At 42.9% G+C, this 17123-nt stretch carries 10 protein-coding genes; 3 read left to right on the top strand and 7 right to left on the bottom strand.

Annotated elements, in window-relative coordinates:
* Window positions 1-9: 9 nt before the first annotated feature.
* The 3 genes from NDN11_RS05415 to NDN11_RS05405 are packed head-to-tail and all read right to left on the bottom strand — an operon-like array spanning window position 10 to window position 7419.
* Window positions 10-3117: an efflux RND transporter permease subunit gene (locus NDN11_RS05415; protein ID WP_251111003.1), complete on the bottom strand. Its 3108-nt coding sequence runs from the start codon at window positions 3115-3117 to the stop codon at window positions 10-12.
* The gene (locus tag NDN11_RS05410) at window positions 3114-6203 is read right to left on the bottom strand and encodes a multidrug efflux RND transporter permease subunit (protein ID WP_251111002.1); all 3090 of its coding nucleotides are present in this window, start codon (window positions 6201-6203) and stop codon (window positions 3114-3116) included. Before NDN11_RS05410 ends, NDN11_RS05415 begins: the two co-directional genes overlap by 4 nt.
* Before the next feature lie 4 nt (window positions 6204-6207).
* A complete protein-coding gene (locus NDN11_RS05405; RefSeq protein WP_251111001.1) occupies window positions 6208-7419 on the bottom strand; it encodes an efflux RND transporter periplasmic adaptor subunit in 1212 nt (403 codons plus the stop codon).
* Between the two features lie 232 nt (window positions 7420-7651).
* Here NDN11_RS05405 and NDN11_RS05400 point away from each other — a divergent pair, with 232 nt between their 5' ends.
* The 3 genes from NDN11_RS05400 (at window position 7652) to NDN11_RS05390 (ending at window position 11705) form a co-directional block, all read left to right on the top strand.
* Complete coding sequence (locus NDN11_RS05400; protein ID WP_251111000.1) at window positions 7652-8167, top strand: sigma-70 family RNA polymerase sigma factor; 516 nt, start codon at window positions 7652-7654, stop codon at window positions 8165-8167.
* Between the two features lie 22 nt (window positions 8168-8189).
* Complete coding sequence (locus NDN11_RS05395; RefSeq protein ID WP_251110999.1) at window positions 8190-9146, top strand: FecR family protein; 957 nt, start codon at window positions 8190-8192, stop codon at window positions 9144-9146.
* Between the two features lie 66 nt (window positions 9147-9212).
* Window positions 9213-11705, top strand: coding sequence for a TonB-dependent siderophore receptor (locus NDN11_RS05390; protein WP_251110998.1), 2493 nt, complete (start codon window positions 9213-9215; stop codon window positions 11703-11705).
* Between the two features lie 80 nt (window positions 11706-11785).
* On the opposite strand, the gene NDN11_RS05385 is transcribed toward NDN11_RS05390, so the two are convergent.
* Genes NDN11_RS05385 through NDN11_RS05370 form a run of 4 tightly spaced genes read right to left on the bottom strand, consistent with a single transcriptional unit; the run spans window position 11786 to window position 17065 of the window.
* Window positions 11786-12121 (bottom strand): DUF3325 domain-containing protein, encoded by a 336-nt coding sequence (locus NDN11_RS05385; RefSeq protein WP_167248131.1) that lies wholly within the window; start codon window positions 12119-12121, stop codon window positions 11786-11788.
* Complete coding sequence (locus NDN11_RS05380) at window positions 12121-13818, bottom strand: PepSY-associated TM helix domain-containing protein (RefSeq protein WP_251110997.1); 1698 nt, start codon at window positions 13816-13818, stop codon at window positions 12121-12123. The genes NDN11_RS05385 and NDN11_RS05380 overlap by 1 nt, the downstream gene beginning before the upstream one ends.
* A gap of 4 nt (window positions 13819-13822) precedes the next feature.
* Window positions 13823-14170 (bottom strand): DUF3649 domain-containing protein, encoded by a 348-nt coding sequence (locus tag NDN11_RS05375; protein WP_167248129.1) that lies wholly within the window; start codon window positions 14168-14170, stop codon window positions 13823-13825.
* Between the two features lie 60 nt (window positions 14171-14230).
* Complete coding sequence (locus NDN11_RS05370) at window positions 14231-17065, bottom strand: TonB-dependent receptor domain-containing protein (RefSeq protein WP_251110996.1); 2835 nt, start codon at window positions 17063-17065, stop codon at window positions 14231-14233.
* Between the last annotated feature and the right edge of the window lie 58 nt (window positions 17066-17123).

The raw sequence follows: 17123 nt of genomic DNA, 5'->3' as shown, positions 1-17123 counted from the left end.
AGCGACTTCCTATTTATTCCAACGCATGACATTCAATCGCAGTTTGAAGCGATTCAGGAATTGAGCCAATTTTTCAAATATGAGATACATCACAGGGGTGGTATATAAGGTTAATAATTGCCCCAGTGCCAATCCGCCAACAATGGCAATCCCCAGTGGTTGCCGCATTTCCGAGCCTTCGCCCCAACCGAGTGCCAAAGGAATCGCACCCAATAAAGCTGCGGTATTGGTCATTAAAATCGGTCTGAAACGCAATGTTGCCGCAGCGATAATGCTATCTAAATCGGTTTGACCTTGACGCCGTTGCTGCAAAGTAAAATCAATCAGCAAGATCGCATTTTTCACCACAATCCCGATTAGCAAAAAGATGCCTAACAAGGCAATCAGGCTAAAAGGAATCTGAAACAACCATAAGCTAAGTAAAGCACCCAGAGCTGCTGTGGGAATAGTGGATAAAATGGTAAAAGGATGCACAATACTTTCATAAGTGATTCCTAAGACGATAAAAATCAGCACAATCACAGCCGCAATCAAAGCAGGTGTACTCAAGCCTGCTTGTAGACTTTCAGTTTCGACATCGCGATCTGTCATCACAAAGATTTCTTTTGGCAGCATGATCTTTGGCAAGACCTGACGAATCGCAGCATCTGCCTGTTCATAGCTATAGCCTTTCTTCACCACGTAGCCAACACCCATGGCAGCAAATTGATTTCGGCGATGAACCCGATCATTACTAATGCCATAACTCCACGTAGCAAAATTGCTTAAGGGCACATAGGCTCCTTGTTGATTCGGAATTTTGACATCTGCCAAGGCTTCAGGATGTTCGGTAAAACGTTGATCAACTTCCATCACTACATAAAACTGATCATTGCGATCATAAATTGTGGAAATCTGCCGTTGCGAAAAGGAGTTATTGAGAACACTGGAAACGCTTTCAATATCAATGCCCAATCGTTTTGCGGCTTCACGGTCAATATCTAAAGTGACATGCTGCGCCCCTTCATCGCCCTGTGTTTCCACCTCTTCAAACTCAGGCAGTTTACGCATGGCCTCTGCAACTTTGGGCGCCCATTCACGCAGTAAGCTCACATTGTCAGATTGCAGCAGCAATAAATATTCCTGTGCATTACCACTGGAAAAAGGATCATCCAGTTCCAAATCCTGTTCAACATCCGCCGAGAACACGGCCCCTGCCTGCCAAGGTGCATTTTTCTTTAAACGCTCGACCACTTGTTTGGAGCTTAAACCATCGCGTTCAGCTTTTGGTTTGAGACTGACCATTAAAAATGAGTTGGTCATGCCGCCACCGCCACCAGAAGTACCGACCACATCCTTTACTGCGGGATCTTTGAGTAAGGCTTGATTAAACGCGGCAATTTTTGGCTGCATAATCTGAAAAGAAAAGCCATCATCGCCACGAATAAAAGCACCAACTCGCCCTGTGTCCTGTTCAGGCAAAACACGTTTAGGTAATAAATTGTAGAGATAAACTGAAGCAATGATTGCCGTCAACCACAGCACCACAATCAGATAAGCATGTTTGAGCACCCAATGCAGAGAGCGAATATAAGATTGGGTCAAGCCCTGAATCAGGTCATGGCTATAACGATACAATCGTGAAGGTTGATTGAGAGATAGGGGTTTTAAACAGCGTGCTGATAAGCTTGGGGTTAAGATTAAGGACACAAAGACCGATAAAATCACCACAAAAACCAATGTGAGCGAAAACTCTCTGAATAAGCGTTCTATCACACCACCCATAAACAACACTGAGAGGAAAATCACCATCAATGCCAGATTCATGGCAATCAAGGTAAAGCCCACCTCTTGGATGCCTTTTACCGCTGCTTGTGCGGGAGAATCTCCTTGCTCGATATAGCGTTCAATATTTTCGAGTACTACAATGGCATCATCCACCACCAAGCCAATTGCCACGATGATCGCCATAATCGATAGATTATTCAGGGAAAATCCAGCCAAATAAATCAGACTGCATACACCAATTAAAGTGACCAGCAATGCCATTGCGGGAATCACCGCACTTTGCAATCGCCCTAACATCAGCACCACAACAATGACCACCAATAACATCGATAAAAACAGAGTATCCCTTGCTTCTTCTAAACTATTACGGACAATAGTCGAGCCATCCATCACCACAGTTAATTGTGCATCACGTGGTATCAGTTCTCTTAGAACGGGCAATTTGGCTTTAATCAGTTCAATGGTCGCCACGGTATTGGCATTGGGCTGTCGGCTAATTTTTAAAATCACTGCAGGCTGCCCATTGTGAAAACCACTGACATAGCGGTTTTCAACCGAATCACGTACTTCTGCAACATCTTTTAAGCGAATCACCCCTTGATCGGTGTGTCGGATGATCAAATTGGCAAAATCTTCGGCGGTCTTTAATTCTGTAGAAAGTGCCACTTGCCAACGTAATTGCTGTTGCTCTACCACGCCCAATGCCTGCACCACATTACTTTTCGCGACCACCTGCCGCACCTGCTCTAGAGATAAACCCGTTGAAATTAGAGCAGTTGGATTGATGGTGATACGTACCGCAGGCATGGAAGCCCCATCAATCGACACTTCACCGACACCACTGATCTGTGCCAAATTCGGTTGCAATTGATTAGAGGCAATTTCGTATAACTTTGCTGCTGAAAGTTGCTTTGAGCTGAGTGCCAAATAGAAAATCGGGCTTTGACTCGGGTTGATTTTGAAATATTCAGGTGGACTCGGCATTCCCGCAGGTAGCTGCGACATTGCCGCGTTGATGGCAGCCTGAACCTCACGCGCTGCTTCATTGATATCGGTATTTAAATCAAAGTGTAAAACCACCTGTGTGGAACTTTGATTGCTGGATGAATTAATCGCTTTAACCCCAGACACCCCCATCATGGCACGTTCTAAGGGTGTAGCGACAGTCGCAGACATACTTTCTGGACTGGCACCGGGTAGATTGGCACGCACCACAATGGTCGGAATATCCGCTTGTGGCAATGCCGCAACTGGCAAACGCAGATAGGCCAATATACCGAGCAGAACAATCGCAATACCTAGCAGCATACTGGCCACTGGGCGTTTTACAAATACAGACAGCAGCGTCATTTCGATAGTCCTGCCTGATCTGAAAGCATGTTTGCATCAGTTTGCTTGGCTTGCAGACGATCAAAAAACAGATACACCACAGGTGTGGTAAATAAGGTGAGCACCTGACTGACCAATAGCCCACCGACCATCACCAAGCCTAAGGGTTGACGAAGTTCAGCCCCAGAACCAGAAGCCAGCATCAGCGGAATTGCGCCAACGACTGCGGCCAATGTGGTCATCAAAATCGGACGGAAGCGTAATAAAGCAGCCTGATAAATGGCCTGCTCAGCTGATAACCCCTCATTACGTTGTGCGGCAAGTGCAAAGTCCACCATCATGATGCCGTTTTTCTTGACCAAACCAATCAATAAAATAATCCCGATCAGCGCAATCATGTCCAACGGCCGCCCCACCATAAACAAAGCCAGTAATGCACCAATCGCGGCAGAAGGTAAGGTTGAAAGAATGGTGACTGGATGAATAAAACTCTCATACAACATGCCGAGCACAATATACATGGTCACGATTGCTGCAATCACCAACCAAAAGGTATGTTGCTGTGAATTTTCAAAAGCCGCTGCCGCCCCTTGCAGTTGCACCTGTAACTCTGGTGGTAGATCAAGGCTTTGTTTAACCTGCTCAATCGCAGCAATCGCTTCGCCTAAAGAGACATCCTTGGCTAAATTAAAGGAAATCCCAACCGCAGGAAATTGAGACTGTTGCTGTAAAAGAATAGGCGCATGTTTTTCGACAATCGTGGCGACAGAGCTCAATAAAATCGGCTGTCCTTGGTTGTTATGGATATAAGTCTGATTTAAGGCCTCAATCCCTTGGGTGAGTCTAGGATCTAACTCCAAAACGATACGGTACTGATTAGACTGGGTATATAAAGTTGCGATTTGGCGTTGCGCAAATAGGTTCTGCAAAGACAAGCTAATGTCCTCAACACTCAAACCTAAACGTGCTGCTGCATCACGGTTAACCTCAATATAGGCTTGTAAACCCTGCCCTGCATCTTCACTGGTCACTGCTGCAAATGCAGCCTGCTGACGCAACGCCTGAACCAGTTTAGGTGTCCACTCCTCAACCAATTGATTTTTCGGTGCTGTCACACTCAGCTGATATTGGGTGCGGCTAATTTTGTCTTCTATACTGAGTTCTTGCACAGGTTGCATCCAACCTTTAATGCCATGTACCTGTGCAAAATTTTCATTCAGTCGTGCCATCACTTCCGCAGCAGGTGCACGTTCGGCATGTGCTTTTAAATTCACCAAAATGCGCCCATTGCTTAACTTCGGATTATTGGCATCGACACCAATAAAAGAAGATAAGCTGGCTACCGCAGGATCTTTTAAAATCACTTCGGCCAAGGCCTGTTGACGCTCACTCATGGCCTGAAATGAAATCTGGTCAGGGGCCTCAGTCACCACCTGAATCACACCATTGTCCTGTACAGGGAAAAAGCCTTTCGGAATCGACCAATACAGCAGCCCTGCCAGCAACACTGTGGCCAACATCGCCATCAAGGTCAGCAATTGGTGCCGAAGCACCCATTGCAACAACTTCGCATAATGCTGAATCACACGATCCAGACTCCATCGACTCGGTTGCTCTGCATGCTTCGGTGCATCTTTCAGTAAATAGGCACACATCATTGGAGTTAAAGTCAACGAAACAACCAATGAAAGTGCAATTGCAGCAGCCAGTGTCACCGCAAACTCATGGAATAAGCGTCCGACCACATCGCCCATAAAAAGCAAAGGAATCAAAACGGCAATCAAGGAAATCGTCAAAGAAATCAGGGTAAAGCCAATTTCTTTAGAACCTTTCAATGCCGCTTGCAACATGCTTTCACCTGACTCTCGGTGTCGCGCAATATTTTCAAGCATGACAATAGCATCATCCACCACAAATCCCGTAGCGATGGTTAAGGCCATTAAAGTCAGGTTATTCACTGAGAAACCAAGGAAATACATCAGTACGAACGTACCAATAATCGATAGCGGTACGGCAATACTCGGAATCAAGGTCGCAGCAAAGTTACGCAAAAACAGGAAGGTGACCAACACCACTAAACACACAGCGAAGACCAGTTCTTTTTGTACATCTTTAATCGAACTACGAATACTTTCCGTTCGGTCGGTCAGGACGCGAATACGAACATTGTCGGGTAGGTTCTGTTGTAATTCAGGTAGGATTTTTTTGATCTGATCAGCCACTTCAATTACATTGGCATTGGGCTGACGCTGGATATTTACCAAAATAGCCGATTGGCTATCCGCCCATGCAGCCATATAGCGATCTTCACTGCCCTCAAGTACCTGTGCAACATCTTTTAAGCGAATCGGTGCACCATTGTTCCAACGTAAAATCAGGTTTTCATAATCGGCAATCGAACGCATCTGATCATTGGCATCCAGCATGGTCGAGCGAAAAGGCCCATCAAAACTCCCTTTCGGTTGATTGGCATTGGCGGCAGAAATAGCTGCACGCACATCTTCAGCACTGAGCTTAAAGGCCGCAAGCGCAGTTGGGTTCATCTGCACGCGGATCGCAGGGCGTTGTCCGCCTGCAAGGCTGACCATCCCCACCCCAGAGAGCTGAGACAATTTCTGTGCCACTCGCGTATCGACCATGTCATAGACCGTGGTCAGTGGCAAACTGTCAGAGCTAATTGCAAGGGTAATCACGGGCACATCCGCAGGATTCACTTTGCGATAAATCGGTGGTGTCGGTAAATCATTGGGCAATTTACTGCTTGCGGTACTTAAGGCCGACTGTACTTCTTGCTCGACAATGCCCAGCTCGGCAGATAACTCAAATTGCAGGGTGATCACAGAAGCACCGACCGAGCTATTCGAAGACATTTGCTTCAAACCTGCAATTTTGCCCATTTCTCGTTCTAAAGGTGAGCTGATGGTTCGCTGCACCGTATCTGGATTTGCACCCGGCTGAAAGGTGTATATCTGAATAATCGGATAATCAACCTGCGGTAATGCTGATACAGGTAATAAACGCCAAACCAACAGGCCACTGAAAAATAGCGCCAACATCAATAAAGTGGTGGCGACGGGTCGTAAAATAAAGAATCTGGAAATATTCATACGCTTATCCAGCTACTGTTTTTGCTGGTAGTGGCTTAGAAACATCATCTTGAATGACTTGTACTTCTTGTCCTTCGGAAAGACGATCAATCCCCTCTAGAACAACACGTTCATTGCCTTGTAAGCCTTCAATGATCTCGGTCTGTCCTTGTGAAACCGCACCCAGCTTTAACATACGAACTTCGGCTTTATGTTCTTTATTCACGATATAAACATAAGTGCCTTTTGCCCCGTGTTGAATGGCATCACTCGGTAAATGCACTGCATTTTGCAAGGTCTTGGCATTTAATCGAACATTGACAAATTGATTGGGGAATAAAGCATCATCAAGATTGGCAAAAACGGCTTTTACTTTGAGTGTGCCAGTATTCAAATCAATCTGGTTATCCAGTGCCTGAACTGATCCTGTTGCCAGTTGTTTTTGTTCTGCACGATCCCAAGCACTCACCTGAATGCTTTCTTTATTTTTTGTGGCTTGGCGTACCGTGTCTAAATAATTTTCTGCCACTGCAAACTGAATATACACAGGATGGATTTGAGTAATACTCAATAAACCTGTTACTTCATTGGCTTGGATTAAATTACCAGCATCTTTTAAGCGAAAGCCAACACGACCATCTATCGGCGCATATATTTTGGTATAAGACAGTTGTAACTTTGCCGCATCGACCTGTGCTTGATTGGCTTGCATCTGTCCTTTGAGCTGATTGACTAGGGCTTGTTGTTGGTCGACCTGTTGCTTGGCAATCGAGTCTTGCTTAAATAGCAACTGGTAGCGATTCAATTCAGTTTGTGCATTTTGCAACTGCGCTAAATTTTGTTGCTGTGTCCCTTGTGCCTGCGCCAATGCGACCTGAAAGGGTGTCGGGTCAATTTGTGCCAGCAATTGCCCTTTCTTGATGTGTTGTCCCTCTTGGAAATACAGCTTTTGCAGTACACCTGACACCTGACTTTGAACATTCACAGTATTGGCTGGTACGACCGTACCAATCGCCTTAATTTGTAATTGCAAATCGCCACGTTGTACCCCGACCACGCGAACAGGCACAGGTTTACTCCATTGGCTAAACGACTCTTGTTGATCGGCTTGGGATTTTTTCCAATAATTCCAACCCCATACCATGAGCAATAAAAGCACCGTCAAGGCAATCAACCATTTGATTTTATTTGATCGAGAATGCTGTTGTGGTTTTAAATCAATCTGTTGTTCACTCATGGCATGCTCTACTTAATCAAACAAAATTCATTAAAAATATGGGAGACGAAGAAAACAAAAAATGTTCCCCTGCATTGGTTTAGTCGAACGAAAATCAAAATCAGCTCAATTTTTTCTGTAAAAGTATGTATACAATTTTATTGATATTAATAATAATTATCATTACTATTTGAAAATATTTTTTCATCTTCTTGTGATTGGCTTCTCCCTGCCGATATCTGGACCCCCTGTCATGAACCTAAATGTAGAAAAACAGTTATGGTTTAGCCACGTTTATCAAACCCAGCAAAGCTCGTTGCTGTCATGGTTTAAGCATAAACTGCAGCATCACCACCAATCTGAAGACTTGAGTCAGGAAGTATTCTATCGTGCCTTAAAAAGTGACTATTGCTTTGAAAAGATTAAAGAGCCACAGGCATGGCTAATGGGTATTGCTAAACACGTCATTATTGATTATTGGCGGCATCAGCATGTAGAACACCTGTATTTAGATGCGCTTGCACAGCTGCCAGAAGAATATTACCCCTCTGCTGAATACGAAGTGTGTATTCGAGAAACGCTTTACCAAGTCCATTTAATGTTAGAAAAGTTGCCACAGCGTACTGCACAGGTGTTTTTATTATCGCAATTGGATGGGCTGACTTATCGTGCAATTAGTGAAAAGCTAGATATTTCTGAAGCAACGGTCAAAAGAGATATGAAACAGGCTTTTCTAGCCTGTATAAGTCTTTATAATCAGACCGATTAATTGCTAAATTTGCTTTTCTGTCATGTCCCAAGCCCCTAAAATACCTGATCATGTATTGGATGAAGCCACCGATTGGCTGGTGCTATTACATTCTGGTGAAATGACTGAGTTACAGCAGCAACAATTCAAACACTGGCAAACAGAAAAAAAAGAACATGCCTTAGCCATTCAGCAAATCAATAAATTTACCCATGGCCTAACAGGTTTATCCAACCACTTTCCCTCAGACTCTTTAGTCCAGTCCAATCAAAAATTTAATCTGACCGCGAAACGAAATATGCTGTTTAGCCTTTTAGGATTGTTGGTTATCGGCTGCGGAATATATTTGTTGCCTTGGGCAAAATGGCAATCTGATGATCATACTGAGATCGGTGAAATTAAAACTATTACACTGCAAGATGGTTCAACTTTGATATTGGCGAGTGATAGTTATATCAACGTGGATTTCTCCGAACAGACTCGAAAAATTCAACTGATCGAAGGTGAAATTTATATCCAGACCGCCAAAGATCCGCAACATCGTCCATTTATGGTGAAGACCAAAGATGGTGCAATTGAGGCCTTAGGTACTCAGTTTACGGTACGACAAGAGCATCATGATCAAACTCGGGTCAAAGTGTATCAACATGCTGTTGCTTTACAGCCGCAGGATTCTGGGCAACGGCAAATTTTACAGCAAGGTCAACGTGTATATTTCGACAGTCAACAGATCTCTAAACCACTCCCACTAAACAATGAGCAGCCCTATTGGACACAGCACTTATTGGTGGTAGAACAATGGCCACTAGAAAAAGTCATTAGTGAACTATATCGTTATAAAAAAGGCACTTATTTTATCGAGCCAGCGTTAAAAGGCCTTCGCGTTTCAGGTGTGTTTTCATTAAAAAATCCTCAACAAAGCTTAGAAACACTGGCCTATACCCATCAACTTGAGCTGAGCTATTACAGTCCATATGTATTAAAAATAAAAAAAAGATAAAAATTTGACCCTTTTTTTGATCTTGTTCGACTTATAGAGAAATACACTCCCAGTCGAGAAGACCACATGAAGGATTATCAGGCGAAAACTACCTTGGCGTTGGCTGTACGCGCCATTTTATGGGGCATGCCACTCAGCGTTGTCAGCATTGCAACTACTTCTGCTTATGCTGCCAATGTTTATCAGATTTCGATTAGCTCGACCACACTCGATCAAGCACTTAAACAACTCGCGATTCAAACAGGCACCACCATTAGCTATGACTCAACCATACTTTCTAAAATAAAAAGCGCTTCACTAAAAGGAAATTATTCAGTAGAAACTGCTTTAGAGACTTTGCTTAAACCACATGCATTTGAAGCAATCAAAGTTGCCAATGCTGGATACAGTATTCAAGCCAAAGTAACTGTGGCTGCTGTTGAACCTAAAGTGGTTAAATTAGAAGCGATTCGCACACGAGCAGATCAAGCTCAAAATAACAACGCTCAGCAAGAAAGCAATTCAGCACAGCTCCCAACAATTTCGATCAAAGCCGCCAACCAAAATATGACAAATGTTGGCAAGCAAGCTCAGAATATTAAAGACGTACCACAATCTGTAACCGTTATGTCTCGTCAGCGTCTTGATGAACAAGGCCTAAAAACCCTTGATGATGTCATGGTACAAACAACAGGTGTAACACGCGAACAGCTCTGGTTAAATAATAACTATAGTGCACGTGGTCTAAAGATTGAAAATATCCGTTATGACGGCGGCAGTACTTCAAGTCTAGAAGATCGAAGTAACAGTGCTGATATGGCACAATATGACGCAGTTGAGGTGTTGCGTGGTGCAGATGGTTTATTCGGTGCCGGTGAAGCTGGCGGTGTAATTAATCTCACCTCTAAACGACCAAAAGCAGAAACCGAAATCAATGGATCAATTTCAGCAGGTAGCTGGAATAATTATCGTGGTGAATTCGATGCGACTGGTTCTTTAACAGAAGATCAAAGTGTTAAAGGTCGTTTGGTCACTGTTTTCCAAGATCGAGACTTCTTCTACAAACCGACACAAAGCCGCCGTGAAATGGTCTACGGTGCATTAAGCTTTGACTTATTACCCGAAACAACATTGTTTACGGGTGTGAGTTATCAAAAAGATAAAGTGGATGCTTTTAACGCTAGCTTACCTCGTTGGGAAGATGGCGCAGATCTGCATTTACCTCGCAGTACAACGATGGGAGCACCTTGGGGTTGGATCGAACGTAAAAACACATCCTTTTTCGCCAATCTTCAACACCAAATTAATGATGACTGGAAAACACAACTGAATGTGCGTCACAACATTGGTAATGATGCGATTAACAGCGCTGAAATGGAAGGTGCTGTCAGTTATGAGACTCACCAAAGCCAATGGTGGCGCTATCAGGATGATACACGCTTTAAAGAAACAACAATGGATTTAAACCTACAAGGCAGCTTTAATTTATTTGAACAAAAGCATGATCTGATTTTAGGTATTGATCATAGTAACAACCAAAAAGATTATCGACTAAATTGGACCTATTATGCTGATGGTGATGCATTTAATCGCGTTGCACCGCCAGAATGGGACTACCCTGCGCTCTCTTGGGCAACCAATACGACCAACAAGAATAATAAATCTGCACTTTATGGTTCTTTAAAATTACGCCCTGTTGATGATTTAGCCCTCATTATTGGTGGCCGCTATACCTTTAAAGATGAGTTAACCATCAACAACCACAATAGCAATATTGAAAACACATACACAGAAGACAAAAAGTTTGTTCCTTATTATGGGATTACCTATGATATTTTGCCTTCTACAACAGCCTATGCAAGCTTTGCAGAAATTTATAAAAATCAGCGTAACTATTTAACAGCAGCAGATGGTCCAGGGCTCGAACCATTAACAGGGCGAAATATTGAATTTGGTATCAAGCATCAAATTAATGCAAACTTGCTTGCGTCCATTGCCTACTTCGATATCAAAAAAGAAAAGGAAAAAGTGTATAACACCTATACCAGCATTCCAAACAGCAACTCACTATGCTGTTACATCGGTACAGGTTCTATGGAAAGTAAAGGGGTTGATGTTGAACTCAATGGCAATATTAGCCCTGACTGGAATTTATCTGTAGGTTATACCTACAATAAAAACGAGAAAAAGGATAATACTGAAAATCCATATAATACCTACACCCCTAAAAATCTGTTAAAAATTTGGACAACCTATCAGCTTGATCAAATTGTCGATGGATTAGAAATAGGTGGCGGTGTAATCGCTCAAAGTAAAAACTATGCAACTGGATCAGTCAAAGAATTTAATCCAGTCACACAAAAGTTTGATGGTGCTCGGAAAAATATTGAACTGGTTCAACCCAATTATGCTATTTGGTCAGCGCGTGTCGCTTATGATATTAATCCTCAATGGAATATCGCACTTAACCTAAACAATATTTTTGACAAAACCTATTACAGTACGATCGGCAACCCTGGTTATGGTAATTTTTATGGCGAACCGCGTAATGTCCTTTTGACTTTAAAAGCAAGTTACTAAGCCCGCAAAATCAACCTATAACGCATAAAAAGAGGAAACTTTCGTTTCCTCTTTTTATTTCACCGCGATACAACGAAAGCTTAAATCAAGGTCACAATAAGCAGTAGCCCAAATAAAACTGTCACAATCGCATTCGCCTGCAACAGTTTTTTAGGTTGATAGGTTAATAATAACCCCACTGCCAAAGCAGCAAAGGTGATACAACCCAACCACTCAGATAAACCAACTGAGGCACCTTTAAAGTAAACCATCACCAACGCAGATATAAGAAGAATTACCCAACCTACAATCTCAAAACGTCGACTATTTTGTGCTGAGATCTGAGAACTAAAAATATCACGCTGATGCTTACTCATCCCACACGCAAGTGCCGATAACGCCACCACAGCAACACACCACAACATCAATGCTGCCATTATGCTTGCTCCTGTCCAGCTTGAACCTTAGGCTGTTTTTTCTGCTTTACAGCTAGACCTTGGTAACGCTTTAACTTGTAATAAGAATAGATAAAAATCAGACCCAAAATAATGCACACCAGATCAAAACTGGCGATCATCCATTGTCCATGATAAATACTCATCCATAGTGCCTGCCCGCCTGTTAAGAAGTTTAGGATTGGCATAAACAGGAACAGTACAGCAGCTAAAGCCAGTTGCTCCAACCATGCAGGACGATGTGCCCGAATAGCCGCATGAATTAAACACAGCAGCCATACGATAAAGAACACATTAATCTCTAGCGGAGAACGTTCGGCCAATTGAGCTGGGATAAAACGATTGGCAATGAAATAAGCAGCACAGGCAATCGGTAGGCCTGTAATTGCGGTAATATTCAGCACTTCAACCAGACGATGACCAAATGGCTTATAGCCCAACTTCTGTACATCTGGAATGCGTTTTACTACCCATAAGATCAGACCAGAAGCCACCATCATTGTGCCTAACACACCTGATAAAAATAACAACCAACGCAACACCGAGTCCACACCATGTGCCATATGTAACCATGTCACCAAGGTATAAATGGCTTTGGAAGTTGAGTTAACTGGCTTGGCTTCATCAATCAATTGCCCTGTCACCGCATTAAACTTCATTGAAGGAATGCTTTCTCGATCAAGCAATGTGGTAGTACGGGTTGCATTAAATTGAACATCAGCTTCAACCGTATTCGGCTTATTCACTCGAATCGAAGCAATCGGATTATCTTCCCAACCTTGCTGAACGTATTGACTCAATGTCAGCAAATTCACCATTGGTGCTGCTGCAAGCACGGGCGCTGCTTGTTCAGCTTCACCACGGCGGCCACCACCGCGATTGCCGCGCCCTTCTTCGGCTGCTTCTTTTTGTTTTTGCTCTGCCAATAAACGTGCTTGCTCTGGTGTTTTAGCAACAGGTTCATTCAGCATTTGATAGAAATTTTGCCCATTTCCATAGTGGCTGTTCATCGCCCATGGCATAAACATGAACATTAACAATAGCAAACCACTAAAGGTGATCATAATATGAAAAGGTAAAGCAAATACAGCCGTTGCATTATGAGCATCGAGCCAAGAACGCTGACCTTTGGCTGGACGGAAGGTAAAGAAATCCTTGAAAATCTTTTTATGGGTGATAATACCGCTGATAATCGCGACAAACATGAATAAGGTTGCGATACCAACAATCCAACGCCCCCAAATACGTGGCATACCATAGAGTTCAAAATGAAAGCGATATAAGAAACCGCCACCCCGAGTTTCTCGCGCTTTAATCTCTTGTCCCGTTTGTGCATCTAAATAGATTTCACCACCCCGACGGCGGCCTTCACCCGGCTTACGGATATTCAGCATAATGGCAGGTTGGCGTTCATTGGCAAAACGGATATTCCAACTTTCGGCAGGCTGCCCGTTTTGCTGCAAATACTGTAGTGCATAACCCAATTGTTGCTGCTGTGAAGTATTATTCACAGACTGATGCAATTCAGGTTTCATCCACACCGTAATTTCATTTTGGAAAAAACTGAGCGTACCCGTCAGAAAAACTGCATAAAGCAACCATCCCAAGAGCAGGCTTGTCCATGTATGTAACCATGACATCGACTGGCGAGGGCCTTCATTTTTACCATCAACACGCATTAGATTACCCTTTTAAAAACCAATAAATCAACGTCATCAATACACTGGGAACAATAACGCCTAACCAGACTTTCACGGTTGAGTTGACCAAAAATACCCAAATGAACACGGCACAATGGATCACGAAAGCCAACATGGTTGCCCCAAATACCGCATTGGCTTTGGAAGGTTCAGCTGAAAACAGGAAACCCATCAACATTGCAGCAATCGCAGCAAAGTAATAGCCACCAAAAATGGCCAAGACAAAACGTGAAAAAATCATCAATCGATATTTAATCAATGATGATTGTTCAACCTTCTTTTTTGTGACCCTTTTGGCGGAGGCCAAGGGCACAGAAGCTTCAATATTCATAAAAGACACCCAGTCAGGTGGCGATTATGCAAAATAATCGCCACCTCCATTTCAGGAAGATTAGAAAGAAAACTTAAGGTTTAGATAATATTGGCGACCACGGACATCACTATATTTGCTGAGGTATGATTGCGTTCCAGACATATCGACCGTGTAATCATTAAATAAATTCTGAATACCGAAGCTCAGCTCACTGCTACTGTGTTTCAGCAACTTACTGCTCGGTAAACTCACCTTGGCAAAAATGTCATGGTAGATTTGATCTTCAATTTTTAATTTTTTATCGGCATGACCCGTTTGATTTAAAATCGCAGCCGCGTTGACCATGTCATATGAACCATAATATTGACTTGCCCAACCAAAGCCCCAATTGTCATTAGCCTGTAGATAAATCGATGCATTGGCACGATGTTTTAACGGTGCATCTGATACCGCACCGCCAACAAGACTGACAAAATTCTTTTCTGGATCGATCAAATTATGTTTTTGGCGATATTCATTAACATGGGTATAGCCCAAATTAAAGGTGGTTTCTCCAATCACACTATCAAAGCGATAATTTAAATTGGTATCGATTCCACTGGTTTTTAGATTTAAAGCGTTGAATGGTGTGGTATCAATCGAAACTATATCGCCTGCTTGGTTACGTTTAATTCGACTGCCATATTTACTTTGATTATCTAGAATGTATTGCGCACTGATCGAACTAATATTATTGGTTTTTTTGATGTTGTAATAATCAATCGATAGGCGTAAATCAGGAATCGCCTCTGGGGTTAACACAATCCCAGCATTAATACTTTTTGAACTTTCTGGGGTTAGATCAGGATTACCGCCAGAAATACCTTCATAAGTGCTAATAATTTTTCCTGTTGTAGGGTCGGTTAATGTCGCGCCCGTCACTTGGGTCGACGTCGCTTGAGAAATTTGAGAAACCGATGGCGTCACAAAACCTTCGCTATAAGACGCACGGAACATCAATTGATCGTTTGGTGCGAAGCGGAAACCAACCGTTGGTGTGATTGCATCAAATTTTGATTTACCCGAATCGCTATAATTTAAAAACTTAGAACGATATCCCGTTGCTGGATCAATTTGGCTGTCATATTGTGGCGTTTTTGCTTGGACATTGAAATCTTCATAGCGTGCAGCCAATTGCACATCCAGTAATTTGGCGAAAGGTAAATTCAGCTCAGGTGAAATCACTGGAATGTTAAATTCCGTGTAAACACTGGATGCATTGCTCTTACGTTCAGTCGGCTTCACCCAAGGATTGTCGACATGTTGGTGATCTGCAAAGCCTTCACTTTCATAACGACGGTGTTCAATCCCCGTTGCCAATCGAATATCACCTGCATACCATTTTGCGATCTGACCTGTGGCACGAACCGAGAAATCATTTAAAGTCTGCTGCGTATTATTTTTTGGATAGTTCCAATATTTTGAAATTAAGTCCGTTGGTGTGGTGGTGAAATCTTGCAGAAAATCAATTGCATTATTGGTGGTATCTTTGTTCCATGCACTGGCTTTTGGATTTTTGCTACCCTGACGTGTATAACGTTGACGAATATCCGATTTACTCCATGCATAATCTGCCGAGAGTATCCATTCTGGTGTAAGGTCAAAGGTAAAGCCCGTCGCAACTTTCTTCTGGGTGGTTTCAAATGTGTCCTTGGCAAAGGCACCCAGACTATCCAAACGTAATGGATAATTCACTAAAATATCCTTACCAAACGGATTATGCGGACTGTCTTTGTTAACCGTTATCACCCCATAGTTATGTGGTACAGTATTAAATGACCACCCCTCTTCTTTTTCATAGCCTGCTTCAAGAAACACATTCAGACGATCAGTAAAATCACGATTTAAAGAAAGGCCAAATGCTTCCGTCTTGGTATCATAAAGCAAAGCTTCTTTGCCTGACCAAGCACTGACCCCATCCGACAAACCTAAGGTATAACCTTGTCCCAGTTTGCTCAGATCGCCATTCCAACCTTTGGGAAGATGCGCCATAGATGAGCCCCATCCTGGCACTAATTCAGAACCATCTTTACTACGAATATTGGTTAGATGACCTGCAGGCGGATTGACCTTGTCCCCAATAATACTCTTCGGATTATTTTTTAAAATATTTTGGCGTGATTTACTTTTCCAGTCACGTTCACTCGCTAGCAAACTATCTTGGTCTTTTTTGGATGCAGTCAACATCACATGAGTACGGCCATCTTCCAAAGAAAAACCTGAAACCAAATTAAAAGACTTGGCAGGTTGTTGATTATCCACAGTATCGCTATAGCGCACATTCACTTCGGTGCCAACATAGTCTTTGCGTAAAATCACATTGATGACGCCACCAATCGCCCCACTGCCATAAATCGCAGCGGCTGATGTTGGTAACACTTCAATCCGTTCAATTGCAGCCAAGGGAATATTATTTAAATTGGGTTGATCGGTAGATTCTGAAGTACCTCGATTCCCTGTTCCTGCACTACGACGACCATTAATCAATACTAAAGTTTGACTGGCGCCAAGCCCACGTAAATTGATTTGACTCGATGTACCTGAGAAGTAACTGGAATTATTGGTTGAAGTCGCCATCGGCAGTACTTTAGACAATAATTCGGTGACTGTGGTGGTGCCTGAACGTTCAATCTCTTCCCGCTCGATCATGGTATAGGCTTGGACATCGTCTTCAGTACGTGGAATATCCATATTGCCCGATTTATAGGCAGTATCAGCCTTGCTTGCTGTCACTGCAATAGTCGGCAGTGTCGAAGCTTTATCTGTACTGTCTTGCGCAAATACATGTGGAGATGACAACACCAATAAAACAGAAGTGCAGAGTGTTGTTCTAATAAATTGAGATGATTTGAGAGATTTATTTTGTTCTAACACGTAAGAACCTTAATTCATTCTTAAAAATTTCGTGAATAATACACAAAAGCAACAAAAA

The organism is Acinetobacter sp. C26M (assembly GCF_023702675.1).
Lineage (GTDB): Bacteria > Pseudomonadota > Gammaproteobacteria > Pseudomonadales > Moraxellaceae > Acinetobacter.
This window is presented reverse-complemented; position numbering and strand designations above follow the sequence as displayed.

Bases quoted from the DNA above. Each gene is read 5' to 3' on its own strand.
- NDN11_RS05415 (WP_251111003.1), bottom strand. From the start codon at position 3,117: ATGACGCTGCTGTCTGTATTTGTAAAACGCCCAGTGGCCAGTATGCTG.
- NDN11_RS05375 (WP_167248129.1), bottom strand. From the start codon at position 14,170: ATGAATATTGAAGCTTCTGTGCCCTTGGCCTCCGCCAAAAGGGTCACA.
- NDN11_RS05410 (WP_251111002.1), bottom strand. From the start codon at position 6,203: ATGAATATTTCCAGATTCTTTATTTTACGACCCGTCGCCACCACTTTA.
- NDN11_RS05400 (WP_251111000.1), top strand. From the start codon at position 7,652: ATGAACCTAAATGTAGAAAAACAGTTATGGTTTAGCCACGTTTATCAA.
- NDN11_RS05395 (WP_251110999.1), top strand. From the start codon at position 8,190: ATGTCCCAAGCCCCTAAAATACCTGATCATGTATTGGATGAAGCCACC.
- NDN11_RS05390 (WP_251110998.1), top strand. From the start codon at position 9,213: ATGAAGGATTATCAGGCGAAAACTACCTTGGCGTTGGCTGTACGCGCC.
- NDN11_RS05405 (WP_251111001.1), bottom strand. From the start codon at position 7,419: ATGAGTGAACAACAGATTGATTTAAAACCACAACAGCATTCTCGATCA.
- NDN11_RS05385 (WP_167248131.1), bottom strand. From the start codon at position 12,121: ATGGCAGCATTGATGTTGTGGTGTGTTGCTGTGGTGGCGTTATCGGCA.
- NDN11_RS05380 (WP_251110997.1), bottom strand. From the start codon at position 13,818: ATGCGTGTTGATGGTAAAAATGAAGGCCCTCGCCAGTCGATGTCATGG.